The 22335-nt window shown below is 70.2% G+C and carries 22 protein-coding genes and 1 riboswitch; of the genes, 1 reads left to right on the forward strand and 21 read right to left on the reverse strand.

Annotated elements, in window-relative coordinates; all coding sequences use genetic code 11:
• Nucleotides 1-61: 61 nt before the first annotated feature.
• The 14 genes from I7X39_RS04525 to I7X39_RS04590 form a co-directional block, all read right to left on the reverse strand.
• Nucleotides 62-841, reverse strand: a complete 780-nt coding sequence (locus tag I7X39_RS04525) for a hypothetical protein (protein WP_198109772.1) — start codon at nucleotides 839-841, stop codon at nucleotides 62-64.
• A gap of 570 nt (nucleotides 842-1411) precedes the next feature.
• Complete coding sequence (locus I7X39_RS04530; RefSeq protein ID WP_198109773.1) at nucleotides 1412-1993, reverse strand: C39 family peptidase; 582 nt, start codon at nucleotides 1991-1993, stop codon at nucleotides 1412-1414.
• Between the two features lie 13 nt (nucleotides 1994-2006).
• Complete coding sequence (locus I7X39_RS04535) at nucleotides 2007-2783, reverse strand: hypothetical protein (protein ID WP_198109774.1); 777 nt, start codon at nucleotides 2781-2783, stop codon at nucleotides 2007-2009.
• Between the two features lie 321 nt (nucleotides 2784-3104).
• Nucleotides 3105-5282, reverse strand: coding sequence for a two-component system response regulator (locus tag I7X39_RS04540; protein WP_198109775.1), 2178 nt, complete (start codon nucleotides 5280-5282; stop codon nucleotides 3105-3107).
• Nucleotides 5283-5376: 94 nt separating this feature from the next.
• Nucleotides 5377-6018, reverse strand: coding sequence for a response regulator (locus I7X39_RS04545; protein ID WP_198109776.1), 642 nt, complete (start codon nucleotides 6016-6018; stop codon nucleotides 5377-5379).
• The gene (locus tag I7X39_RS04550; RefSeq protein WP_198109777.1) at nucleotides 5999-7405 is read right to left on the reverse strand and encodes a CHASE3 domain-containing protein; all 1407 of its coding nucleotides are present in this window, start codon (nucleotides 7403-7405) and stop codon (nucleotides 5999-6001) included. The genes I7X39_RS04545 and I7X39_RS04550 overlap by 20 nt, the downstream gene beginning before the upstream one ends.
• A 39-nt stretch (nucleotides 7406-7444) precedes the next feature.
• Nucleotides 7445-8080: an MOSC domain-containing protein gene (locus I7X39_RS04555; RefSeq protein WP_198109778.1), complete on the reverse strand. Its 636-nt coding sequence runs from the start codon at nucleotides 8078-8080 to the stop codon at nucleotides 7445-7447.
• 66 nt (nucleotides 8081-8146) lie between these two features.
• A complete protein-coding gene (locus tag I7X39_RS04560) occupies nucleotides 8147-9592 on the reverse strand; it encodes a cobyric acid synthase (RefSeq protein WP_198109779.1) in 1446 nt (481 codons plus the stop codon).
• On the reverse strand, nucleotides 9589-10254 hold the full coding sequence (locus I7X39_RS04565; protein ID WP_198109780.1) for a Dph6-related ATP pyrophosphatase: 666 nt from the start codon (nucleotides 10252-10254) through the stop codon (nucleotides 9589-9591). The genes I7X39_RS04560 and I7X39_RS04565 overlap by 4 nt, the downstream gene beginning before the upstream one ends.
• Nucleotides 10251-10820, reverse strand: a complete 570-nt coding sequence (gene cobO / locus I7X39_RS04570) for a cob(I)yrinic acid a,c-diamide adenosyltransferase (RefSeq protein WP_198109781.1) — start codon at nucleotides 10818-10820, stop codon at nucleotides 10251-10253. Before cobO ends, I7X39_RS04565 begins: the two co-directional genes overlap by 4 nt.
• Complete coding sequence (locus I7X39_RS04575) at nucleotides 10810-11601, reverse strand: ABC transporter ATP-binding protein (RefSeq protein WP_198109782.1); 792 nt, start codon at nucleotides 11599-11601, stop codon at nucleotides 10810-10812. The genes cobO and I7X39_RS04575 overlap by 11 nt, the downstream gene beginning before the upstream one ends.
• Nucleotides 11598-12644, reverse strand: a complete 1047-nt coding sequence (locus tag I7X39_RS04580; protein ID WP_232351698.1) for a FecCD family ABC transporter permease — start codon at nucleotides 12642-12644, stop codon at nucleotides 11598-11600. Before I7X39_RS04580 ends, I7X39_RS04575 begins: the two co-directional genes overlap by 4 nt.
• A gap of 571 nt (nucleotides 12645-13215) precedes the next feature.
• Nucleotides 13216-14076, reverse strand: coding sequence for an ABC transporter substrate-binding protein (locus tag I7X39_RS04585; protein ID WP_198109783.1), 861 nt, complete (start codon nucleotides 14074-14076; stop codon nucleotides 13216-13218).
• Nucleotides 14077-14100: 24 nt separating this feature from the next.
• Complete coding sequence (locus I7X39_RS04590; protein WP_198109784.1) at nucleotides 14101-15912, reverse strand: TonB-dependent receptor domain-containing protein; 1812 nt, start codon at nucleotides 15910-15912, stop codon at nucleotides 14101-14103.
• 116 nt (nucleotides 15913-16028) lie between these two features.
• Nucleotides 16029-16267: riboswitch (cobalamin riboswitch) on the reverse strand.
• 319 nt (nucleotides 16268-16586) lie between these two features.
• On the opposite strand from I7X39_RS04590, the gene I7X39_RS23615 reads away from it, so the two are divergent.
• Nucleotides 16587-17534 carry a PEP-CTERM sorting domain-containing protein gene (locus tag I7X39_RS23615; protein ID WP_198109785.1) on the forward strand — a complete coding sequence of 316 codons (948 nt, stop codon included), beginning with the start codon at nucleotides 16587-16589 and terminating at the stop codon, nucleotides 17532-17534.
• A gap of 73 nt (nucleotides 17535-17607) precedes the next feature.
• Here the strand turns inward: I7X39_RS23615 and I7X39_RS04600 are convergent, their stop codons facing one another.
• Genes I7X39_RS04600 through I7X39_RS04630 form a run of 7 tightly spaced genes read right to left on the reverse strand, consistent with a single transcriptional unit; the run spans nucleotide 17608 to nucleotide 22294 of the window.
• Complete coding sequence (locus I7X39_RS04600) at nucleotides 17608-17973, reverse strand: hypothetical protein (RefSeq protein ID WP_198109786.1); 366 nt, start codon at nucleotides 17971-17973, stop codon at nucleotides 17608-17610.
• Nucleotides 17970-18251, reverse strand: a complete 282-nt coding sequence (locus tag I7X39_RS04605) for a copper-binding protein (protein ID WP_198109787.1) — start codon at nucleotides 18249-18251, stop codon at nucleotides 17970-17972. Before I7X39_RS04605 ends, I7X39_RS04600 begins: the two co-directional genes overlap by 4 nt.
• Nucleotides 18252-18263: 12 nt before the next feature.
• Nucleotides 18264-18713, reverse strand: coding sequence for a DUF411 domain-containing protein (locus tag I7X39_RS04610; RefSeq protein ID WP_198109788.1), 450 nt, complete (start codon nucleotides 18711-18713; stop codon nucleotides 18264-18266).
• A gap of 2 nt (nucleotides 18714-18715) precedes the next feature.
• Nucleotides 18716-19198: a cupredoxin domain-containing protein gene (locus I7X39_RS04615; protein WP_198109789.1), complete on the reverse strand. Its 483-nt coding sequence runs from the start codon at nucleotides 19196-19198 to the stop codon at nucleotides 18716-18718.
• A gap of 11 nt (nucleotides 19199-19209) precedes the next feature.
• Nucleotides 19210-20580 (reverse strand): copper oxidase, encoded by a 1371-nt coding sequence (locus I7X39_RS04620; protein WP_198109790.1) that lies wholly within the window; start codon nucleotides 20578-20580, stop codon nucleotides 19210-19212.
• An 11-nt stretch (nucleotides 20581-20591) separates the two neighbouring features.
• Nucleotides 20592-22001 carry a TolC family protein gene (locus I7X39_RS04625; protein ID WP_198109791.1) on the reverse strand — a complete coding sequence of 470 codons (1410 nt, stop codon included), beginning with the start codon at nucleotides 21999-22001 and terminating at the stop codon, nucleotides 20592-20594.
• Nucleotides 21998-22294, reverse strand: a complete 297-nt coding sequence (locus I7X39_RS04630; protein ID WP_198109792.1) for a hypothetical protein — start codon at nucleotides 22292-22294, stop codon at nucleotides 21998-22000. Before I7X39_RS04630 ends, I7X39_RS04625 begins: the two co-directional genes overlap by 4 nt.
• Nucleotides 22295-22335 lie beyond the last annotated feature (41 nt).

Consider the following 22335-nt stretch of genomic DNA (forward strand, 5'->3'; position numbering starts at 1 on the left):
AAGAGTGGGGGCCAGGCCGAGTCAGCCTCCTAGGGCGGCACGTGCCGCGCAACGCACAGACCTAGGCCAGAACTCGCAGCTCACCCGTCCGCCAGTCGACAAGCCAATAGAACCCGTGCAACTCACCGTAAGCCAGCGGGCGCCCATCTGCCTCACAGAGCGACGAAACATAGCGAACAGGGTATGGGTCCTTCGCCACCGCGCGCAGGCGCTTGGATGACTCCTTGAGCGCAGGGCCGGCTGGCTCGCGGGCACCCCAATAGAAGTTCACCCATTCGCCCGCCGCATAAAGACTCGGCTGATGGCCAGCCACATCGTCACCCGCATGGAGCGTCAGCATTCCCAGGCGCACCCGGCCATTGGGAAAGAAGAAGACGGCTTGGACATGGACCTGCTGAAGCGGTGAGGGGTGCTCGGTTTGCCCCAGTGGACGCACGGTGCATTCATCCTGCCCGGGCTCCCCTTCCTCATCGTCTGCATAGGTCCAGCGCGGGAAGGCGTCGAAATCGTCAGGTGTGAGCGAATGCAAAGGCTTGCGAATTCTCGGCTTCATGACCATCAAGGCAGTTGCATGACAGAGGCTGGAGTTTCCGCGCATCTCGCCTGAGCCCTTGGTGCTGCACAGCGCGGCGGTGTTACCGACGCTGCCGTTCGGGGCGTTTGGTGTGGGGTGTGGCGATGGGGCGGTTGTTGGGTTGAAATGAAGTGCCTCTTGTTGCACCTCTTGGCGCCTGTTGCGGTTCGTGAGAGCCCGCCGGGGTTTGGCTTCGCCGAAGCCTTCGGCTTTCGTCCCGGCAGCCGAGTTCCTTTTGGCTTGACCCAAAAGGAACCAAAAGGTCAAGCCCCGATGCGCAGCCCCGGCCAATGGCCGGAGTTCCCTGCGCTGCTCGCTTGCCTGGGCCGGCCCAAAACTCACTGCGTTCGCTTCGCTCACTCCGTTCACACAGTTGGGCCGAGCATGAAGGGAACGCGTGCTGGCGCACGCGGCCCAGGCAAGCTGTGCTGCTCGGCTGCGCATAGGGGCAGCAGCCCCAACAGCCAAACAGCCGGGAAACGGCACGATGGTTGAAGTGCGGGCTGTTCGGTATTCGGCTGTTTGGCTGTTTGGCTGTTTGGAGCCTCCCCTATGCCAAGCCGAGGAGTGCAGAAGAGCGGGCCCGCGCGCGTAGCGCGCCTCGTGCTCTGACTTGGCCCAACTGTGTGAACGGAGCGAACGCAGTGAGCGAAGTGAGTTTTGGGCCTGGGCCCGCTCTTCGCGCACCGCAGGGAACCCCCGGCGCAGCCGGGGGCGCCGGCATCGGGGTCGCCTTTCTTGGCCTACCTTCTTTGGCGAAGCAAAGAAGGTAGGCCGGCTGCCGGGCCGAGACCCGGCGGGCTCTCTCGTAAAGGGCAAGCCTTTGAGCCTGGGGCGTTACCGCGTCACCCTCAACGTATGCGTCCAGCTGTGCTCACTGCTCGACACCGCGTAGCTGTAGGTCTGGTAGACCTGCCCCTCGCCCGGCCAGGGGTCCATGATGTAGACGTAGTTGGTGCCGTTGTAGGTCTCGTAGCCGCGGCCTACCTTGATGTGGCCGCCGCCGCTTCGCCAGCCGATGCGCATCACGAAGGGCCGGTTGTTGTTGATGTCCGTGACCACCGTGTTCCAGGCCGAGGCGTAGCCATAGGCCGAGTTGGCGACCCCCCAGGCGCTCAGGATGTTCTGCACACTGCCGTTCGAGCCGTACAGCGCGTTGGGCTGGTTGGCGTAGCTGTTCCAGTTGAAGCTGCTGTTGCCGCAGGCGTAGTTGATGCCGTAGGCCCAGTTGACGATCTGGCACTGGCTGGGCGGCGTGCGGTAGTAGTTGATGACGGCCTTGCTGGAGGCTGACCAGCACCATTGGCTGTGCTCTTGCGTGGTGAGCGGAACGTTCAGCGTGCGCCATTGCGCCTGGGCCAGGGGAGCGGCCAGCAGCAGGGCGGCGGCCAGCAGGGCGCGGTTCAGATTGACTTGCATGCGCGGGGCTCCTTCATCGGAAGCTGTCGAGGTTCTTGCGCACCGCGGTGCGCAGGGCGTCGATGAATTCGGCCGGCTCGCTCAGGCCCTCGGCCGGGGCGCCGGCACGGGCCGCGCGCGCCTGCAGCAGCAGCGACTGACGGGCCGACACCAGGGGCGCGAAGCGGGCGCGGCCATCGCGTTCGCCGCGCACCTCCAGGAAGTCGGACTGCGCCTGGAACACGCGAATGAAGCGCAGGTTGCTGCGCTCGGCATTGCCATGCGCGTGCATCAGCGCGTCCACGTCCTGGGCCAGCCCGGCGGCACCGAAGGCGATGGTCTCCCAGCGGCCGTTGAACTTCTGCACGGTGGCCAGGCCAAGTGCACGGCCTTCGCGCTGGATGAGGAAGCGCCAGGTGCCCGTGGGCCTGGCCATGCGGCTGAGTTCGGCGCGCGGGTCGAGCAGGTCCTGCGGCTCGATGGTGTGGACCTCGAAGCCCGGGCCCAGCTGGGCGCCCTGCAGCTCCTGCAGGTCGTTGACCTGCAGCGGAAAGCCCTCGGGCAGCGTGCCGCCATGGGCCTCCAGGCTGCGACGCGCGAAGGCCTGGAAGTCGCGCTCGGCAGCGGCGCGGGCCTCGGCCTGCTCGGCGCGCTTCGGGGCCAAGGTAACGCTGGCCTGCGGGGCCGCGGCCTGCGCCTGGGCGGCCGTGGGGCCGAGCAGCAGGCCGGCGGCCAGGGCCAGGGCGCCGAGTACGGGGCAGCTGCCCCTCCATCCAGCCGCACGGGGGCGCGGCAGCAAAGGCTTGTGCATGTCCAGACTCCGGATTCCAGGAACGGGAAGGGGGAAAAGGCGGTGGCGGCGCAGGCCCGCCGCGCCGGTGGGGCAGGTGGCGGGGGCAGCCGGTGGCGGCAGGCCGGGGTGCAGCCTGCTGGGGGGCTCGGTTCGCGCCGGGGTGGGGGGCGAGCGGCAGGTGCAGTCTTCCCAAGCCCCGCCGAAGCGGGACTAGGGGGCTGAATCACTCGGGTGAAAACGGCTTGACCCGCGCGGCGGGCGCGGCTAGCCGCGCGCGCTCATGCGGCCCAAGGCGCGCCGAAGCGCGCTGGACGCCAGCTCATGCCCACTCAGGCCCGCTCAGCCCGCCGCGCGGCCACGCAGCCAGGTCTGCAGGGGCTCGTCCGCCAACGGGCGGCAGCAGCCGAAGCCCTGCAGGGCCTCGCAGCCCAGCTCCAGCAGCAGCTGCTGCTGGGCCGGCTGTTCCACGCCTTCGGCCAGGGTACCCAGGCCGAGCGCACGCGCCATGCCCAGCACGGCAGCCACCATGGCGTTGGCGCGCGGCTCGCCGATGTCGCGCACAAAACTGCGGTCGATCTTCAGCACATCGATGGGCAGGCGGTGCAGCTGACCGAGCGAGGAGTAGCCCTCGCCGAAGTCGTCCACCGCCACCGAAATCTGGCGCTCGCGCAGTGCGTGCAGCACGCTCAAGGCCTCGGCGCCATCGGCGCTCAGCGCGGTTTCGGTGATCTCGATCTCCAGCCGCGTGCCGTCCAGGCCCTGCTCGGCCAAGGCGGCGTCCACACGCTCCACCAGGTCCCGCCGCAGCCCGCAGCCCGAGCGGTTGACGGCCACACGCGGCACCGGCAGGCCCAGCGCATCCCAGCGGCTCAAGAGCTGCAGCGCGCGGCGCAGCACCCAGTCGTCGATGGCGCCGATCAGGCCGCGTTCCTCGGCGAAGGGGATGAAGCGGTCCGGCCCCAGCAGGCCCAGGCGCGGGTGCTGCCAGCGCACCAGGGCCTCGACGGCGCGCAGCCGCCCGTCGGCCCAGAGCTGGGGCTGGAAGTGCAGCCGCAACTCGTCGTTGTCAATCGCGTGGTGCAGGTCCTGCTCCAGCATCAGCGCGGCGCCCGCCGGGTCGTCGAACTGCGGGGCGTACAGCAGGGCCTGGGCGCCGCCGCGCGCCTTGGCTTCCAGCAGGGCCAGGTCGGCATGGCGCAGCAGCAGCTCGGGGCTTTCGCCATGCGGCGGAAACAGGGCCACGCCGGCACTGGCCGCAGCCTGCAGGCGCTGGCCTTCGATGTCGATGGGCTCGGCCAGCTTGTGCAGCAGCTTGCTGGCCAGGGCCAGGGCCTGCTCGGGTTGATCCAGGTCGTGCACCAGCACGGCGAACTCGTCGGCGCCCAGGCGCGCCACGGTGTCGCTGTCGCGCAGGGCCTGCACCAGGCGGCCGGCGCTGACGCTGAGCACCACATCGCCGACGTCGTGGCCGAGCGAGTCGTTGATGAGCTTGAAGCGGTCCAGCCCCAGCACGATGAGCGCCAGGCCGCGGTGGTGGCGCTGGGCCAGGCGCAGCTGCTGGTCCAGGCGGTCGCGCAGCGTGGTGCGGTTGGTCAGGCCGGTGAGCGGGTCGCGCGTGGCCAGATGGTGCAGATGGGCCTCCGCATGCGCGCGCTGCTGGGCCTCGGTCTGCAGATGGTGCAGGCGGCGGCGCAGCTCCATTTCGGAGACGGCGCTCTGTGTCAGCGTCTCCAGCGCCTCGCGCTGCAGGGCGCTGAGCTGGCGCGGCTCGCGGTCCAGCACGCACAGGGTGCCCAGAGCCTCGCCGGTAGGCAGGCGCAGCGGCATGCCGGCATAGAAGCGCGCATGCGGGGCGCCGCGCACCAGGGGGTTGTCGAGGAAGCGCGGGTCGTCGCGGGCATCGCTGATCTCGAACAGGCCGTGCTGCAGGATGGCGTGGGCGCAGAAAGACACCGAGCGCGAGGTGCTGGGCGCATCCACCCCCTGGCGCGACAGGAACCACTGGCGGCGTTGGTCCAGCAGGGTGATGAGCGCCATCGGCGTGTCGGTCAGCGCGGCGGCCAGGCGGGTCAGGCGGTCGAACAGGGGCTGGGGCCCGCTGTCCAGCAGGCCGGTGTCCTGCAGCGCGGCCAGGCGCTGCAGCTCGTTCTCGGGGGTGGGCGGCAGCCAGGATTGCAGGCGCTGCAGGCAGTCCTCGAACTCCAACGTCTTGTCGTAGAAGCCCAGCGCGCCCAGGCCCAGGCAGGCCTCGCGCAGGTGCGCGCCGCGCTGGTTCGTCAGCACCAGCACGCGAGCCCCACAGCCCGCGGCCCGAACGCGCTCCAGCACGCGCAGGCCCTGGCCCTGGCGCAGACCCAGGTCCAGCAGCACCACGTCGGGCTGCCGCTCCTGCACCAGGGCCACGGCCGCGTCCTCGGTGTCCGCCCAGCCCACCACGTCAATGGCGGGCTCGTGCTCGAAACGCCATTCCAGTTGCTCGCGAATCATCAGCGAGTCTTCCACCAAGGCCAGTTTCATATCGTGCTCCCTCTGCCCTGAAGGATCACGCGAACGCCGGGGGGGCGACAGCAGCCGCGGCGGATTTGCGCCTCAGCGCATGCCGATTGGCCTGTCAGCCTTCGCCTACAAGCAGCTGGTGCTCCAGGCAGTAGCGCGCCAGCTCGGCATTGCTGCCCAGGCCGAGCTTTTCGAGCACGCGGCTGCGGTAGGTGCTGATGGTCTTGGGCGAGAGGTGCATGGTGCTGGCGATGTCGGCCACGCGCTCGCCGCGCGCCAGCAGCAACAACACGCGGTACTCCTGCTCACTCAGGGCCTGGTGCGGCAGGCTCTGGGCCTGGCCGCCGACGCGCTGCATCAGGTGCTCGGCCAGGTCCGCACTCAGGTAGCGGCCGCCCTGCAGGATGCGCTCGATGGCGCGCACCAGGTCGGCCGCGGCCTGGTCCTTGGGCAGGTAACCAGCCGCGCCGAGCTGCAGCACGCGCTCGGCAAAGGCGCGCTCGGCGTTCAGGCTCAGCACCAGTACCGGCAGGCCCGGGGCGGCGCGCAGCAGGCGGGCCACGCCCTCCACGCCCCCGGCATCGGGCAGGTTCAGGTCCAGCAGGGCCAGGGTGGCGGCGGGCGGCTCGCGCAGCGCCTGCAGGGCGTCCTGCAGGCTGCCGCATTCCACGCACAGCGCCTCGGGCCAGCGCCGCTGCAGCAGGGCCTGCACACCGATGCGGAAGATCGGGTGGTCTTCAATCAGCAGAAACTTCATCGGAGGATTGCAGCGGCAGGGTCACGGTGATCAGGGTACCGCCCTGTGGCGCCTGGCCCACCTCCAGGCTGCCGCCATGCCAGGCCGCGCGTTCGCGCATGCCGGTCAGGCCCAGTGCCCCGGGGCGGGCGGCGGCGGCGCCCAGGCCCACGCCGTCGTCCTGCACGCGCAAGCGGTAGTGGCGGCCGTCGGCGCTCAGGCCGCCCTCAATCTGCACCTGGCGCGCGCTGGCGTGGCGCAGCACATTGGTCAACGCTTCCTGGGCGATGCGAAACAGGCTGAGCGCCTGCTCGGACGTGAGGCGGGCGTCGTCCTGCACCGCCAACTGCGTGGCCAGGCCTACGGGTTCGATGACCTGCTGCAGGTGGTGGCGCAGCGCCGCGGCCAGGCCCAGCTCATCCAGCAGCGGCGGGCGCAGCTCGGCAGTGATGCGCCGGCTGGTGGTCACGCCCTGCTGCAGCGCCTGATCCAGCGCCTGCGCCTGGCGCGGCGGCAGGGCCGTGGCCGGCAGGCCGCTGACGATCAGCTTGATGGCGGTGAAGACCTGGCCGATCTGGTCGTGCACCTCGCGCGCCAGGCGGCGGCGTTCGGCCTCGATGGCGCGGTCCTGCTGGGCGGCGAAGGCGGTGATCTGGGTGCGCGCGGCGTCCAGCTCGGCGGTGCGGGCCACCACGCGCGCATCCAGCTCGGTATTGGCGCGCAGCAGCGCGGCCTGGGCGCGCTGGCGGCGGCGGCGCTCACGCCACAGCAGGGTCAGGGCCGCGGCCGCCAGCAGCAGACCCAATCCAGTAGCGAGGGCGCTGGCGCGCTGGGCTTCGGCGCGCAGAGTCTGCACCTGGGCATGCAGGGAGTTGATGCGTCCCAGCTGGTGCGCGTCCAGGCGTGCAAAACGCTCGCGTAGCGCGTCCATGGCCTGCTTGCCCTGCTCGAACAGCTGCTGCTCTTCGAGCACATGAAGACCACGGCTGCGGCGCAGAGCCACGGTGTCGGTGAGCAAGCGCTGGCGCTGCTGGCTGAGCTGCTCCAGCTCCTCCCAGGTCATCCCCGGGGGCAACGGCAGGCTCAGGCTGGCACGCAGCTGCAGCTGCAGCGCTGGCAGATCAGCCAGCGCCTGCGTGTAAGGCAGCAGGAAGTCCTCGCGTCCGGTGATGACGAAACCGCGGACGCCAGTCTCCAGATCCTTGTGAAGCGACAGCGTCTGGGCCAAGAAGAGACGGCCGTTGCGCGCCCGGGCGCGCTGTTCGGTCACTTCCGACACACGCTCCAAGCGCTGCAGGGCCTGCCAATCCGCCAGCGCGAGCGAGCCCAGCGCCGCCAACAGCAGGAGCAGGCTGGGCCAAAGGGAGGCGCCGAAGCGCAGGGCATTGCGGAGTCTTCGGATCGACATGCCAAGGTCGCACTTGCACAGCGCAAGTATCGAGCGACCCTAGGCAACCGGCTGCTGCAGCCAATGCTCGAAAGCGCGTCGGCCGCGCTCGGCAATCGGTGCCTGCAGCGCGAGGCGCAGCAAATCAGCCGGGCGCGGCGAGGCATGCCAGGCGGCAAACAAGGCCGCGCAGCTCGGGCCCGTGCCCCGCGACTCCAGCACCACCGGCATGCCCGCCTGCACGGCTGCCGGCACCAGCACGCGCGCGTACCAACCCGGCCGGCACGCGGCCACGAAGGCCTTCAGGAAGCGCGGGTCGCCCACGCGCAGCGCCAGCGTGGCACAGGGGATGCGCGGAAAGCTGATCTCCAGCCGCAGCGCGCCAATGGCCAGGCGGTCACCCACCCGGGGCTCGGGCCAGCCGGCGGACAGTGTCAGGTTCTCGCCAAAGAAACCAGGGCCGATGTCGTCCCGTTGCAGTTCCTGCGCCCACCAGTCCAAGTCGGTCTGGCTGAACAGATAGACCGCCTGATCGGCGCCACCATGGCGGCGCCGATCGCCGATGAAATCGCCCGTCAGCCCCTCGGCGTCCACCCAGACCGGCTCGGCCACCGGCAGCTTGCAGGCGCCGCTGGGCATGGCGATGGTGGGGCCCAGATCGCGGGGCTGGCCGAGGTTGAGGGAGCTGAGCTGCATGGCAAAGCGGGCGATCCTAGGAAGTCGTCCATACGCAAGCCAGTGCGAAAAGCGATGGTGCGAGCGTCAGTCGAGCAGCTCACGCAGTCCGGCCTGTGCCTCGACCAGGTCGGCCAGCTGCTCGAAGGCCTGGTCCAGCGTGGGCACGCGCTGGCCGAACAGCGCGCGCAGCACCGCCGGGTCTTCGAACAGGCCGTGGGCGTAGAGGCCCAGCACCGTGCCCTGCTGCCAGCCGATAGCCTGGCCATCGGAGCCGTGCAGCACGGCGGCGGCTTCGGCCTCGGTGTGGCCGCAGCGGATCTCGTAGCCCTTCGCTTGCACGCCGGCCAGCGCGGCCCAGGGGCCTTGCGGCGCGCCAAAGCGCACCGCACCGGCCAGCAGGCGCTTCGGCGCCTGGTAATGCGTGCGCAGCGGCAGCAGGCCCAGGCCGGCTTCCTCGGCATAGGGCTGGCCGTCCACGCCCTCGGGGTCGTGCAGGCTTTGGCCCAGCATCTGCAGGCCGCCGCAAATGCCCAGCAGCGGGCGGCCGGCCTGCTCATGGGCGCGCAGCGCGGGCTCCAGGCCTTGCGCGCGCAGCCAGCGCAGGTCGCCCCGCACTTGCTTGGAGCCGGGCAGCAGCACCCAGTCCGCGCCGCGCAGCGCGCCGGCCGTGCGCGCCCACACCAGCTCCACGCCGGGCAGGCGGCTCAGGGGGTGGAATTCGTCGAGGTTGCTGATGTGCGGCCCGGCCACGATGGCGATGCGCAGGCCGCTGCCCTGGGCTTCGGTGGCATAGAGGCCGTCTTCCTCGGGCAGGCCGTGGTCGCGCTGCATGGGCAACACGGCGCGCAGGGGCACGCCGGTAAGCGCCTGCAGCTGCGCGGGGCCGGGGGCGAGCAGGCTGGCGTCGCCGCGGAATTTGTTGAACACGAAGCCCTGCAGCAGCGGGCGCAGGTCGTCCGGCAGCAGGGCCCAGGTGCCGTGCAAGTGGGCGAAGGCGCCGCCGCGGTCGATGTCGGCCACCAGCAGGGCCTGGGTGGGGCCGAGCTCGCGTGCCCAGCGTGCGGTGTGCAGGTTCACGTAATCCTGCGGGGCGAGGTTGATCTCCGCCGGCGAGCCCGCACCTTCCACCACGATCAGATCGTGCTGCGCGGCCAGGCGCTCGAAGCTTTCACGTGCGGCGGCGGCCAGCGCGGGGCTGCGTTCGCGCCAGGGCATGCGGCTGAGTTCGCGCGCCACGCGGCCCTGCAGCACCACCTGGCTGGCGGTGTCGGCCTCGGGTTTGAGCAGCACGGGGTTCATGTCCACCGTGGGCGCCACGCCGGCGGCCAGGGCCTGAAAGTACTGCGCCGCACCGATCTCGCCGCAGCCGCCATCGGCCAGCGGCACCACGCGCGCGTTGTTGCTCATGTTCTGCGCCTTGAAGGGCGCCACGCGCAGGCCGCGCCGCGCCGCCCAGCGGCACAGGGCCGTGGCCACGAAGCTCTTGCCCGCGCCGCTGCTGCAGCCCCAGACGATCAGGGTGCGCGTCATGCCGCCTCCGGGGTGCAGAAGGCGAACTCGGTGGGCCGCAGCGGCGGGCGGCTGGGCAGGATGCGCACCGGGCCGGGCTGCAGCGGCAGCGGGGCGGCGAAGCCGGGGCCATCCCACACAAAGCTGTGGAACTCGCCCTCCTCGCCGGCCGGACACACGCCCTCGGGCAGTTCGGCCAGGAAGGCGGCGTCGTAAGCGCGGCCACAAAACGTGGCGGGCAGGCGGCCCAGGTCCACGCACACCACCCAGGCGCGGATGCCGCGCGCCAGCACCTCGTGCGCCAGCTGGCGGCGCTGCAAGCCCCAGAGCGGAAAGACGGCACGCAGGCCGGCAGCGGCACAGCGCGGCTCGATCCAGTCGCGGTGGGCCTGCAGGTCGATGTCGCCAAACACCACGGCCTGGTGGCCGCTGGCGCGCAGCAGCGCCAGCTGGGTGCTGAAGGACTCGCCATAGCCGCCGGGCGGCACCGGCACGCCCAGCCACTGGCCGCCCAGGGCGCTGACCTGCGCCTGCAGCCAGCGGCTGGGCAGGTCGTGGCTCTTGCTGCGGCCATCGGGCTCCAGAAAGCTCAGAAAGCTCTGCACCTGCAGGCCCTGTTCACGCGCATGCAGCAAGGCCAGCATCGAATCCTTGCCGCCGCTCCAGGAAATGGCGGCTTTCAATCCTCGATCCCCCGCTGTGCCGGCACCCCTTGCTGGTGGTGGTGCTTGACCAGGCCGAACTCGGTCACCGTGTCCGCCAGCTCGATCAGCTCGGCCGGCGCGCCGCGGCCCGTCAGCAGCACGTTCACCTGCGGCGGGCGCTCGCGCAGGCAGGCCAGCACCGGCTCCAGCGCCAGCCAGCCGTAGCGCAGCGGGTAGGTGATCTCGTCCAGCACCACCAGAAAGTGCTGGCCGGCGCGGAGCGTGGCCTCGGCCCGGGCCCAGCCCTGGCGTGCCAGCTCGGCCGAGTGTTCGAGGTCGCGGCTCTTCCAGGAAAAGCCGTCGCCCAGACCCTCGATGGGCACACCCAGCTGGGCAAAGGCGCGGTGCTCGCCAAAGCGGGCGCTAGGCACTTTCATGAACTGGTAGATGTGCACCGGCTTGCCGCGGCCATGCGCGCGCAGCGCCAGCCCGAAGGCGGCCGTGCTTTTGCCCTTGCCGGGGCCGGTGTGCACCAGCACCAGGCCGCGGCGCTCGCCCTGCGCCTTGGGCGCCCCGGCATGGGTGGGTGGGGCTTCAATCTGCATGGCTGGGCTCGTCCAGGTTCAGGGCCACCTGCGGGCGGCCGCAGGGGCCGGGGCGGATGCGGATGGCCTGGCCGAACACGGCTTCCAGCGCGCGCTGCACGCCCGCATCTGCACAAGGGCCCTGGGCCACCACCTGCCCCTGGGCCATCACCACCAGGTGGTCGGCCTGCAGGGCGATGGAGAGTTCGTGCAGCACCGTCACCACCGCGTGGCCGGGCCGTGCGGCCAGCTGGCGAAAGAGCCGTGCCAAGGCCACCTGGTGCGGCGCGTCCAGGTGGGTGGTGGGTTCGTCCAGCAGCAGCAGCGGCGCCTCGGTGGCCAGGGCGCGCGCCAGCAGCACGCGCTGGCGCTCGCCGCCGCTGAGCTCCTGCAGGCGGCGCAGCGCCCAGTCCTGGCATTCGGTGAGCGCCATGGCCTGGGCCACGGCCTGGGCATCACGCGGGCCCGGCGTGCCGCCCAGGCCCAGGTGGGCAATGCGCCCGAGCTCCACGGTCTCGCGCACGCTCAGCTCGCCGGTCGTATCGCCCAGCTGGGCCAGCCAGGCCAGGCGGCGCGCGCGCTCGCCGGCCGTCCAACGGGCCAGCGGGCGGCCATCCAACAGCACCTGGCCGCTCTGCGCCGGCAGCAGGCCGGCCAGGGCGCGCAGCAGGGTCGATTTGCCCGCGCCATTGGGGCCGACGATGGCCGTCCAGCCACTGTCCAGCTGCAGGTCCACGCCGCGCAGCACCGGGCGGCCACCCAGGGCCAGCTGCAGATCTTGCACTTGCAGGCGCGGCGTCATGTCAGGCTCCGTTTGCGGATCAGCACGAACAAATAGGCGCCGCCCACCACGGCGGTGACGACGCCCACCGGCAGCTCCTGCGGCGCGATCACCGCGCGCGCCAGCACATCGGCCCCGAGCAAGAGCAAGGCCCCCATCAGGCTGCTGGCCCACAGCAGCCAGGCATGCGGACCCGGCGCATGGCGGCGCACCAGATGCGGCGCCACCAGGCCCACAAAACCCACCAGCCCGGTCTGCGACACCGCCAGCGCCGTGGCCAGTGCCAGCGCCAGCACCAGGCCCAGGCGCACGCGCGGCAGGTTCAGGCCCAGGCTGGCCGCACTTTCCTCGCCCAGGGTGAGTGCATCCAGCGCGCGCGCCAGGCGCAGCGCCAGCAGCAGCGCCACGCCCCAACCCAGGGCCATCAGGCCCAGCGAAGGCCAGCCCAGGAAGCTGGTGCTGCCGAGCAAGAACGCCTGCTTGCCGCGCAGCGCATCGGGCGAAACAAGCGTGATCAGATCCGACACCGCCCCGAGCAGCACCGCCACCACCACGCCGGCCAGCAGCAGGCGCAGGGTGTGCAACGCGCCCGCCGCCAGGCTGAGCGTGAGCGCCACGCCGGCCAGCGCGCCACCAAAAGCCGCGCCCACCAGGCCGACGCGCTCGATCCAGGCCAACGTGGCCAGGCTGAGGCTCCAACCGCCGAGCGTGGCGCCGGCCATCACCAGCACGACCCCGAGGCCGGCGCCCGAGGCCGAGCCGAGCAGATACGGGTCCGCCAGCGGATTGCGAAAGAGGCCCTGCGCGATGGCGCCACCCAGGCCGAGCAAGGCCCCCACGGCCGCGGCACCCAGGCTGCGCGGGGCACGGATTTCGCCCAGGATCAGGCCGGCCTGTTCGCCTTGGAGTTCCTGCCAGAACTGCAGGGGGGCGAAGCCGTTGGAGCCGGTCATCAGGCCCGCCAGCAGGGCCAGCGCGATCAGCGCGAGCAGGGTGAGGCTCAGGCGCTGGCGCCTTTGTTGGGCAGGGTTTTCGATGGGGAGGGCCATGGAGAGAGTGTTCATGGCATCGGCTTGTTTTTGTGGGCGCCCGCAGGGGCTTCACCCCTGCACCCGACCCCCTTTTCTTTGCTGCGCCAAAGCAAAGGGGGGAAAAGAAAGGCGCTGAATGCACGCAGCCGACCTAGGGTCGGCCGCGACTGCACGTCCGGTTCACATGGCTCCCACACCCCTCCTGGGACTGCGAAAACCTGCCCGCTAAGCTGGCCGGAGTACCGGCCGACTAGACCACCGCAAACCATCACGGGCTCTCTGCGATGAACAGACCCCCAACGAGTGGTTTGGCATGGCTGGGCGCTGATTGGGGCTCTGTTCTTCGGAGCGCGGAGGCCATGGTCCTCGCTGCCCGGGACGACCGGTACTCCGGGCGCCTTCGTCGTCCTGCCCGTCGAAGTCAGAGGAGGGCTCGTGTCAGTGTGAGCCCAAGCACCGCCATCACAGTTCGCCCCTAGGGCTGAGGCAGGAGCGAGCAAGGCCCCTGCGGGCCTTGCGACCCCTGCCGAAGGACAGCCCGCTTGCAAGCGGGCTGTCGCGGGGGTGAAGCCCCCTGCGGGCTGCACCGAACACAGCTCAGCACTCACCGCAGCCGCTCCAAACAAGCCGCCACCACCTCCGCCCCCTCCCCCAACCTCGGCCCCGGCCGAATCAGCATCTCGTACACCTCACTCGGAAAGGCACACACCCGCTGAAGCTGCAAGGCCGGCACCGAAGACCACCCCGGTCGCGCCGAATAGCCGCTCGCTTCCTTCGCCACCCCCATCACCACCCCCGGCCGCGCCCGCACCACGAACTCCGGGTTCAGCTTTGGAAAGGGCCCGAGCTCCGCAGACACCACGTTCTGCAGTCCCAGCAGCCCCAGGGTCTCGCCGATGAAAGAGGTTCGACCGGCGGCGTAGGGCCCACCGCCGATCTCGAAGTACACGCTCTGCCCGCGCAAGCCCGCCGGCACGCGCGCCTGCGCGGCCTGGATGCGTTGCTGCACCTCGGCCCACAGCCGCTCACCCGCCGCGGGCTGGCCCAGCAACTGAGCCACCAGTCCAAGCGTGCGCCGCACGTCGGCGTGCGATTCCGAGCGCAGCCGCACCACCGTGAAGCCCAGGGCCTCGAGCCGGTCCAGCGAGCGCGAGGCCACCGAGGCCAGCACCACATCGGGCTTGAGCCGGGCGATGGTCTCGATCTGCACATCGTCCAGACCGCCCAGGCGCGGCAGGCCGGCCAGCGCCGGCGCGGGCCAGTTGGACCAGCGGTCCACCCCCACCAGCTTGGGCGCGCCGCCCAGCGCCGCCACCGCCTCCGTCAGCGAAGGCAGCAGCGAGACGATGCGCTGCGGCGGCGCCTTCAAGGTGTGGGTGTTGCCGCGGTCGTCCTTCAGCACCAGGGGCTGGGCGGGGGCCAGCACGCACCAGAACCCGAGCAGGCAAGCGATCCAGAACTTCATGCGGCAACCCCTTCGTCTTGGGCTTCAGCGACCGTAGCGCAGCGTCAGCAGCCACTCGCGGCGCGGCTGGTTGAAACCGTAGGCGGTTTCATACGCCACGTCGGCCGCGTTGTTGAGCTTCAGACCCAGCGCCCACTCGGGCGCCAGGCGCCACTGGGCGTGCAGGTCCAGCACGGTGTAGCCGTCCAGTTTCATCGTGTTGGTGGCGTTCTCGTAGCTGTCGCCCACGCTGCGCAGCTGGGCCCCGGCCGTCCAGGCGCCCAGGTCGCGCTGCAGCGCCAGGCGCAGATGTTCCTTGGCGCGGCGCACCAGCAGCTTGTCGTTGCTGAGGTTGCGCGGGTTCAGGGCTTCGAGCGAGGCGTTCAGGCTCCAGCCGCCCTGCCAGCTCGCCTCCCAGCCCAGGCTCAGGCCCTCGATCTCGGCACGCGGCACATTGGTCGGGTTCTGGCCCGAGGTGATGTAGCCGCGGATGCGGTGCTCGAAGGCCGTGACGCGCACCTGGTGCGTGCCCTGCACCCAGCGCAGACCCAGCTCGCGGTGCGTGCCCTCTTCGGGCAGCAGCTTGGGGTTGCCGAAGTTGGGGAAATAGAGCTGGTTGAAGTTCGGTGCCGCGAAGCTGCTGCCCCAGGAGGCGGTGGCGCGCAGCTGCTCGTTCAGGTCCAGCCCATAGGCGGCCGAGCCGGTGGTTTGGCCGCCGAACTGCGAGTTGCGGTCGCGCCGGGCGGCCAGCTGCCAGTGGTGGCGCTCGGCACGGCCGTTCAGGCCCAGCCCCAGGCCGGTGATGGTGCGCTGCGTCACCGCATAGGGCGCGCCGGGGCGCTGCACCGATTGCTCGTTGCGCTCCAGCACGCCCAGCAGCTCGCCCACCGGCGTGGCCAGGTTGTGTTCCCAGCTCAGCTGCTTCTGCGTGCTGGCCGTCAGGCCGGTGCCGAAGGCGCCCACCACGGTGTCGTTCTCATCGAGCGCACGTGCGGCGCGCAGGCGCTGGCGCCAGCCGCTGGCCAGCGTTCCAGACGCCTGCAGGCTCAGCACCTGGCTGCGCAGCTTGGCGCGGGCGTCGCGGCCGGGGCCGTCGTCGAACTGGGTCTCGCCGCGGCTGTCCAGGGCCAGGGCCTCGAGGCGCCAGTCGCCCGCCAGCTGCAGGCCCAGGCGCAGGTTCACGGCATCCTGGTCGAAGCCGTCGCGGTCGGGGTTGTGGTTGCCGAACTGCGCGCGCGCATTGGTGGCCGAGAAGCCGTCGTCGCGCGAGGCTTGCAGGCCCAGCGCCGCCTCCCAGGGCCCGGCGGCCCAGCGCAGGCCGGCCGCGGCCTGGCGCTGGCCGTGCGAGCCAGCGGCCAGGCGGCCATGCAGGGCCAGGCCCGGCGTGCCCTTGCGCGTGAAGATCTGCACCACGCCACCCACGGCGTCGCTGCCGTACAGGGCCGAGAGCGGGCCGCGCACGATCTCGATGCGCTCCACCGCATCCAGCGGCAGGTTGTCCCAGATCGGAATGCCGGCCGTGGCGGAGCCGTAGCGCACGCCATCGATCAACAGCAGGGTGTGGCGGCCCTCGAGCCCGCGCATCGACACGGTGGCGAGCTTGCCCGCCCCGCCGTTGGACCAGAACTGGATGCCCGGCTGCGCGGCCAGCAGCTCCACCAGCGTACGGCCGGCCTGGGCCTCGATCTCGGCGCGGTCGATCACCGTCACCTGCGCCAGCGCCTGGTCCACCCGCTGCGGCAGGCGCTGTGCGGTCAGCACCACGGCGTCCAGCTGGGTGGAGGACAGGGATTGAGAAAGGGAAGAGACCTGGGCCTGCGCGCCGGCGGCGCAGAACAGGGAGGCGGCCAGCGCCACGGCAGCCGCAGGGGCTTTGCAGGCGCGACGGCCCGAAGGGAGACAGAACATGGAATGCACACACAGACAACGTGCGCCGCCGCTTCCCCGCAGCCGCGCACCCAAGCGCACCCTGCGGGCGCGCCACCTCGTTGGCCGGTATCCGGGCTGACGGAACAACCCCTGTGACCTTCCCAGACCGCGAGGTCCAGTGGCTTCGACAGGAGCGGAAGGCTGTTGCAGGCCTTCGTCCGCTTACCGTTGCGGGGGCAGCTCAGGTTGGGGCTTGGTACCGGTGCGGCCCGGCCCTTCCTGATTCCCGTTGAACTGCTGCCGCTTGAGGGCGGGAGCGAGCACCAACGCGGCGGAGTTTATTCGCTGCGGTGCAGCAAGCGGTTCGCGGCGCTCGGCTGTGCGCGGGCGATGCGCCGGGGTTCTGATCCACCGCAAGCGCCCACGAAAACGATCCGCCTTGCCCTGGTGGGCGGTCCGCATCAGTCACGCCGCTTGGTCGACCGATTCAGTTAACGCAACGAAGCAACTGCTTACAGATGACCGTCGAGACGATTGACACACCCGTTGCACCGGCGCAGCTGGGCATATCGATAACTCCAGGAGCCTCAATAGTCAAAGCAAATCTGGCACGACACGTGCTTTAGAACCGGCTCAATCTTCTCATCACATGGAGCTGTAACGTGAATTCGTGGTCTTCCAAGCTGGTTGCGGGCGTCTCTCTCGCCATGGGTCTGGCTGTCTTCTCCGGTTCTGCAACGGCCGGCGCGGTGCTGGTCAATGGCGGCACCAGCATCGGGGTCACCGACGACGGTCGCCTCGGCTTCTCGGGTGTCGGCATTACGCGAGCCGGTGTCGGCGACGGCATCACCCCCGGTTGCCTGTGCGAAGGTTGGGGCCTGGCCGGCAATGGCCAGGGCGGCTACACCAACGGCAATGTGGGTTCGGCCAACATCGGTTTCACGTCCTTCAGCTATGCCGGCGGCGTGGCCACTTCGAACGGCTACCTGCAAAGCGTCCCCGGCCTCACGATCTCGCAGGCCTACAGCGTTTTTGCCGGCACCAACGGCTTCCGCACGCAAGTGACGATCACCAACACCAGCAACAGCGCGGTGAACGACGTTCGCTATTCGCGGGTGATGGACTGGGACATCCCGCCCTCGGAGTTCGCTGAGTTGGTGACGCTGCAAGGTGTCGGTGCTTCCGCACTGTTCTTCTCGAACGACAACGGCTTCGCGGCCGGCAACCCGATGGCTCCGGACAGCGAGTTGGTCGCCGGAACCACCAACGTCAACTTCGCCGACAACGGCCCGGCCGACCACGGCGCTCAGTTCGTGTTCACCTTCGGTACGCTGGCCGCCGGTGAGTCGAAAGTCTTCGAGATCTTCTATGGCGCCCAGGGCAGCGAGATCGGCGCTCTGGCCGACCTGACGGCCATGAAGGCCGAGGTCTACTCCCTCGGCCAGAGCTTCGGCAATGGTGCAACGGGCACGCCGGCCACGTTCTACTTCGGCTTTGCCGGCGTGGGTGGCACCCCGATCGGCCAAGTCCCCGAGCCCGCCTCCATGCTGCTGGTCGGTTTCGGCTTGGCCGCTTTGGGTGCAGCCAGCCGTCGCAAGCAGGCTCGCTGAGCCACTCCCCTCGAAGAAAGCCGCGCCCTAGGCGCGGCTTTTTTCTTTCCGGCACGCCGGTGCAGATGCCCGATCAGCGCTCCAACTGCACCTTCAGCGTCACCCCCGCCCCACCCTTGTTGCTCCACATCCAGCAGTAGTCCTGGTCCAGCGCAACCTTCAATTCACCCTGCTGCGCCGCCACCCCCTTGGCCTTGGCCGGGTACTCCACCGCCTTGCCCACGTGGTAGTGGATGTTGAAGTCCAGCGGCGCGCCGGCCTCGAAGGACCAGCGCACGCTCTGGTCCTTGTTGAGCTTGCCGCAGTACTCGGCGAACTTGCCCGGGGCGACGTCGAAGGTCTGCTTGGCACGGCCTTCCGCATCCCAGCGGATCTCGGCAATGTCGGCCTGGGCCGCGCCCGCGGCGAGCAGGCTCAAGACAAGCAGAGCGGCCCTCATGGTGCGGCCTCCAGCACGGTCACCACGTAGCGGGCGCCGTCTTTCTCGATGCGCACACGCACCTTGTCGCCGGGCTTGGCCTTGGCGAGCAGGGTCTTGTCCTTGACGCCGAAGACCATGGTCATCGGCGGCATGTCGAGGTTCTTGATCTCGCCATGCTTGAGGGTGATCTTGGCCTGGTCGGCGTCGATCTTCTTGACCTCCGCCTCGGTGAGATCGGCAGCTGCGGCCGAAAGGGAAAGGCTGGCCAGCAGGGCCAGCAGCAAGGTCTTGGTCATGAAGGGTTTCACTCAGGAGTAGGACTGGAACACGCGGGTGCTGCCGTCCTTGCGGACCAGCAGCACTTCATACGGGTCTTTGCGGCCGCCATAGACGGGGCCGTCCATGCCGGGCGAGCCCACGGGCATGCCGGGCACGCTCAGGCCCACGGCCTCGGGCTTTTCTTTGAGCAGGCGCTTGATCTCGCGCGCTGGCACATGGCCTTCGATGGCGTAGCCGCCCACCTGGGCAGTGTGGCAGCTGCCCAGGGCCTGCGGGATGCCGACCTTGCGGCGCATGGCGGCGTTGCCGGTGTCGTGCGCCTCCACCTGGAAGCCCTGCTGCTGCAAATGCACGATCCAGTCCTTGCAACAGCCGCAGTTGGCATCTTTCCAGACCTCGACCTTGGGCAGCGCGCCCTGGGCCCCGACGGGCGCGGCGACCAGCGCCACAAGCGCGCTCAGTGCATGGCGTCGTTTCATGATCAGCCTCCTTTGGCTTTCACGGTGAGGGTGCCCACCATGCCGGCCTGGTAGTGGCCGGCAATCAGGCAGGCGAATTGGAAGGAACCCGCGCGGTTGAAGGTCCAGACGATTTCGCCGGTCTTGCCCGGCTCCACATGGACCATATAGGGCTCGTCGTGTTCCATGTCGGGGAACTTGAGCATCAGCGCGGCGTGCGCGTCCAGTTCCTGCTGCGTGCCGATGACCAGCTCGTGCAGCATCTTGCCCTGGTTGCGCACCCGCAGGCGCAGGGTCTCGCCCTCGCGCACGTCCAGGTGGGCGGGCTGGAAGCGCATGGCATCGGTCATGACGATCTCGACCGTGCGCGCGCCCTTGGCCGTGCCGGCAATGCCCCAGTCCTTCTGTTCTTTCTTGACTGCGGCCGGCGCGTGGTGCTTGGGGCCATGGGCCTGGGCGGCGCCGGCGCTGAAGAGCGCGGCGAGCAGCAGGGGGAGGAATTTCATGCGGAATCCTTTCAATGGGAATGCTGGCCGGGCTTGCGCACTTGGACCTCGATGTCACGCGCGGCCGGCTTTGGGCTGGCGGCGCGGGCTGGGGCCGGGGCCTCGCCCTGCAGTTCGTAGGCCACGGTACCGGGCGGGTGCTGGAACCAGCCGGGGTCCTTGTAGTCGCCGGGTTTCTGGTCCTTGCGCACCTTGATGACGGAGAACATGCCGCCCATGCCCACGGCGCCGAAGGGTCCCTCGCCCGTCATCATGGGCGCGGTGTTCTCGGGCAGCGGCATCTCCATCTCGGTCATGTCCTTCATGCCGCGCTCGCCCATCACCATGTAGTCGGGGATCAGCTTCTTGATCTTGCCGGCCAGGCCGGTGTGGTCCACACCGATCATCGTGGGCACGCCATGGCCCATGGCGTTCATGGTGTGGTGGCTCTTGTGGCAGTGGAAGGCCCAGTCGCCCACCTCGTCGGCCAGGAAGTCGAGCTGGCGCATCTGGCCGACGGCGATGTCGCAGGTCACCTCGGGCCAGCGCGCGCTCTTGGGCACGGGGCCGCCGTCGGTGCCGGTCATGACGAACTCATGCCCATGGATGTGGATGGGGTGGTTGGTCATGGTGAGGTTGCCCACGCGCAGGCGCACGCGGTCGCCGTGGCGCACCACCAGGGGGTCGATGCCGGGGTAGATGCGGCTGTTCCAGCTCCAGAGGTTGAAGTCCAGCATCGTCATCACCTTGGGCGTGTAGGCGCCGGGGTCGATGTCGTAGGCGTTGAGCAGGAAGCAGAAGTCGCGCTCGACCGGGTCGATGTGCGGGTGGCGTCCCTTCGGATGCGTGATCCAGAAACCCATCATGCCCATCGCCATCTGCACCATCTCGTCGGCATGCGGGTGGTACATGAAGGTGCCGGGGCGGCGCGCCACGAACTCGTACACATAGGTCTTGCCGGGCGGGATGGCGGGCTGGGTCAGACCGGTCACGCCGTCCATGCCATTGGGCAGGCGCTGGCCATGCCAGTGCACGCTGGTGACCTCGGGCAGCTTGTTGGTCACAAAGATGCGCACGCGGTCGCCCTCCACCACCTCGATGGTGGGGCCGGGGCTCTGGCCGTTGTAGCCCCACAGGTGCGCCTTGAAACCGGGCGCCATCTCGCGCACCACGGGCTCGGCCACCAGGTGGAACTCCTTGACGCCGTTCTTCATGCGCCAAGGCGCGGTCCAGCCGTTCAGCGTCACCACCGGGTTGTAGGGCCGGCCGTTGGGCGGCAGCAGCGGCGGCTGGGTGTCGGCGCTGGTCTGGATGACGGGCTCGGGCAAGGCGGCCATCGCCACCGTGGAGACCGCCGCGCTGGCCACGCCCGCGCCTTGCAGAAAACCTCTTCTGGAAACCATGGGGATGTCCTTCAATGGCCGCCGCCGGCTTCGGCCGGGGCGCTGAGGCTGGCGGTGGCCGCCGCCAGATTGGGTTTGCCGATCAGCGCCTGCTCCAGGTCGGCCTGGGCCAGCCAGAAGTCGCGTTCGGCTTCGATGGCGGCGTTGACGGCGGTGATCTGCGCGCGTGCATCGGCCAGCAGCTCGAACACGCCGATGAACATGCCGTTGTAGCGCAGCAGGTTCTCTTCGCTGACCTGGTTCTTCAGCGGCAGCAGCACCTGGCGCTGGTGGCGGGCGATGTCCCAGGCGTGGCGGTAGGTGCCGTAGGCCTCGCGCAGCTCGGAGCGGGCGCTGATGGCGCTGTCGGCCACCTGCGCCAGGGCCTGGCGGTACTGCTGTTCAGCCCGTGCCACGCGGGCACCGCCCCAGTCGAACAACGGCAGCTCGATGCTCAGCTCCCAGCCGCGCTCACGCGCGCCCTCGTTGTTGGTGTTGAGGTGGCCGCCCAGCTCCAGCACGTTCACGAAGCGGGTGATGCGGCTCAGGCCCAGCTGGCGCGCCGTGGCCTCGGCGTTCAGCTTGGCGCCCTGCACATCCAGGCGCTGGGCCAGGCCCTCGCGCTCGATCTCGGGGTGCTCGGCCGGGGCGGTGGGCAGGTCGGGCAGGCGCTCGGGCAGGCGCAAGTGCTGCAGCTGATCGCCCCAGAGCCCGAGCGCGCGCACCAGGCGTTCGCGCGCGGCCTGGGCCGCGGCGGTGGCGCGCGCATGGCCCAGCGCGGCCTCGGCCTGGAAGCCCTGTTCGCGCAGCTGCTGCAGCTTGTTGAAATTGCCCACGCTACGCAAACGCGCGGCCAGCTCGGCGCTGGCCTCGGCGGCTTCCAGCACCTGAGCGCTGTAGGCCAGGGTTTGCTGTGCGGCCACCGCCTGCACCCAGGCCTTGCGCGCCTCGCCCGCGCGCTCGATGACAGCCAGCAGCGCCGCCCCCTGGGCCTGCTCGACCCGGCGCGCTTCGATGGCGCGGCGCATCGGCCAGCTCAGCAGGCTGCTGAGGTTCAGGTGCAGGCTGCGCTCGATCTCGCGCTCAACGCCGTGGTCGCCGCTGGCCCGGCTGCGGCCGAAGCTGAAGCCGGGGTTGGGCAGGCGGCTGGCCTGGTCCAGATCGGCCACGGCGATGCCGAGCTGCGCGTACGCGGCCTGCAGGCCGCGGTGGTTCAGCAGAGCCAGCTGCACGGCGGCGTCCTGGCTCAGGGGCTGGGCCAGCAACGCGGCGACGCGGCGCTCGCGCTCGGCCTCCTGCTCGGGCGTTTGCGCCCACAGCAGCTGGGCGCCGGGCAGGGGCTTGGCGGCCGCCTGCTGCAGTTCGGCAAAGCGCGGCTGCGGGTCCAGGCTGGCGCAGCCGGCCAGGGCCAGGGCGGCCAGAAGCGGGGGCAGGCATTTCATTGCGGGGCCCCGTGGTGATGCAGGTTGGGCTTGGCGGCGGAGGCCGCCGGTGCTGGCGGCACCGGTTCGCGGGCATAGGCGCGCCAACCGCCGGCGCGGTGCACGGCCTCGTGGGCAGCGCGCCAGCGGCCGGGCTCGGCCGGGTCCGCCACGAGCGCGGCGGGGCGTGCGAGCACCGAACGGTGCTGCAGCGCCGGCACCGGGGTCTTGGGGTCGGCGGGGTCGCCGGCTGGGGTCGCGTGGGCCGGCCAGGCCAGCGCGGCGAGCAGCGGCGTCAGTAGGGCAAAGCGCATGGGTAGCAAGAACTGAGAGGGTGCGCAGCGCGCACGGGCAC

Source organism: Inhella proteolytica (assembly GCF_016093275.1).
Taxonomy (GTDB): domain Bacteria; phylum Pseudomonadota; class Gammaproteobacteria; order Burkholderiales; family Burkholderiaceae_C; genus Inhella; species Inhella proteolytica.

Coding starts and splice junctions, on each gene's coding strand:
- I7X39_RS04530 (WP_198109773.1), bottom strand. CDS start 1,993: ATGCAAGTCAATCTGAACCGCGCCCTGCTGGCCGCCGCCCTGCTGCTG.
- I7X39_RS04535 (WP_198109774.1), bottom strand. CDS start 2,783: ATGCACAAGCCTTTGCTGCCGCGCCCCCGTGCGGCTGGATGGAGGGGC.
- I7X39_RS04540 (WP_198109775.1), bottom strand. CDS start 5,282: ATGAAACTGGCCTTGGTGGAAGACTCGCTGATGATTCGCGAGCAACTG.
- I7X39_RS04545 (WP_198109776.1), bottom strand. CDS start 6,018: ATGAAGTTTCTGCTGATTGAAGACCACCCGATCTTCCGCATCGGTGTG.
- I7X39_RS04550 (WP_198109777.1), bottom strand. CDS start 7,405: ATGTCGATCCGAAGACTCCGCAATGCCCTGCGCTTCGGCGCCTCCCTT.
- I7X39_RS04555 (WP_198109778.1), bottom strand. CDS start 8,080: ATGCAGCTCAGCTCCCTCAACCTCGGCCAGCCCCGCGATCTGGGCCCC.
- I7X39_RS04560 (WP_198109779.1), bottom strand. CDS start 9,592: ATGACGCGCACCCTGATCGTCTGGGGCTGCAGCAGCGGCGCGGGCAAG.
- cobO (WP_198109781.1), bottom strand. CDS start 10,820: ATGCAGATTGAAGCCCCACCCACCCATGCCGGGGCGCCCAAGGCGCAG.
- I7X39_RS04575 (WP_198109782.1), bottom strand. CDS start 11,601: ATGACGCCGCGCCTGCAAGTGCAAGATCTGCAGCTGGCCCTGGGTGGC.
- I7X39_RS04580 (WP_232351698.1), bottom strand. CDS start 12,644: ATGAACACTCTCTCCATGGCCCTCCCCATCGAAAACCCTGCCCAACAA.
- I7X39_RS04585 (WP_198109783.1), bottom strand. CDS start 14,076: ATGAAGTTCTGGATCGCTTGCCTGCTCGGGTTCTGGTGCGTGCTGGCC.
- I7X39_RS04600 (WP_198109786.1), bottom strand. CDS start 17,973: ATGAGGGCCGCTCTGCTTGTCTTGAGCCTGCTCGCCGCGGGCGCGGCC.
- I7X39_RS04605 (WP_198109787.1), bottom strand. CDS start 18,251: ATGACCAAGACCTTGCTGCTGGCCCTGCTGGCCAGCCTTTCCCTTTCG.
- I7X39_RS04610 (WP_198109788.1), bottom strand. CDS start 18,713: ATGAAACGACGCCATGCACTGAGCGCGCTTGTGGCGCTGGTCGCCGCG.
- I7X39_RS04615 (WP_198109789.1), bottom strand. CDS start 19,198: ATGAAATTCCTCCCCCTGCTGCTCGCCGCGCTCTTCAGCGCCGGCGCC.
- I7X39_RS04620 (WP_198109790.1), bottom strand. CDS start 20,580: ATGGTTTCCAGAAGAGGTTTTCTGCAAGGCGCGGGCGTGGCCAGCGCG.
- I7X39_RS04625 (WP_198109791.1), bottom strand. CDS start 22,001: ATGAAATGCCTGCCCCCGCTTCTGGCCGCCCTGGCCCTGGCCGGCTGC.
- I7X39_RS04630 (WP_198109792.1), bottom strand. CDS start 22,294: ATGCGCTTTGCCCTACTGACGCCGCTGCTCGCCGCGCTGGCCTGGCCG.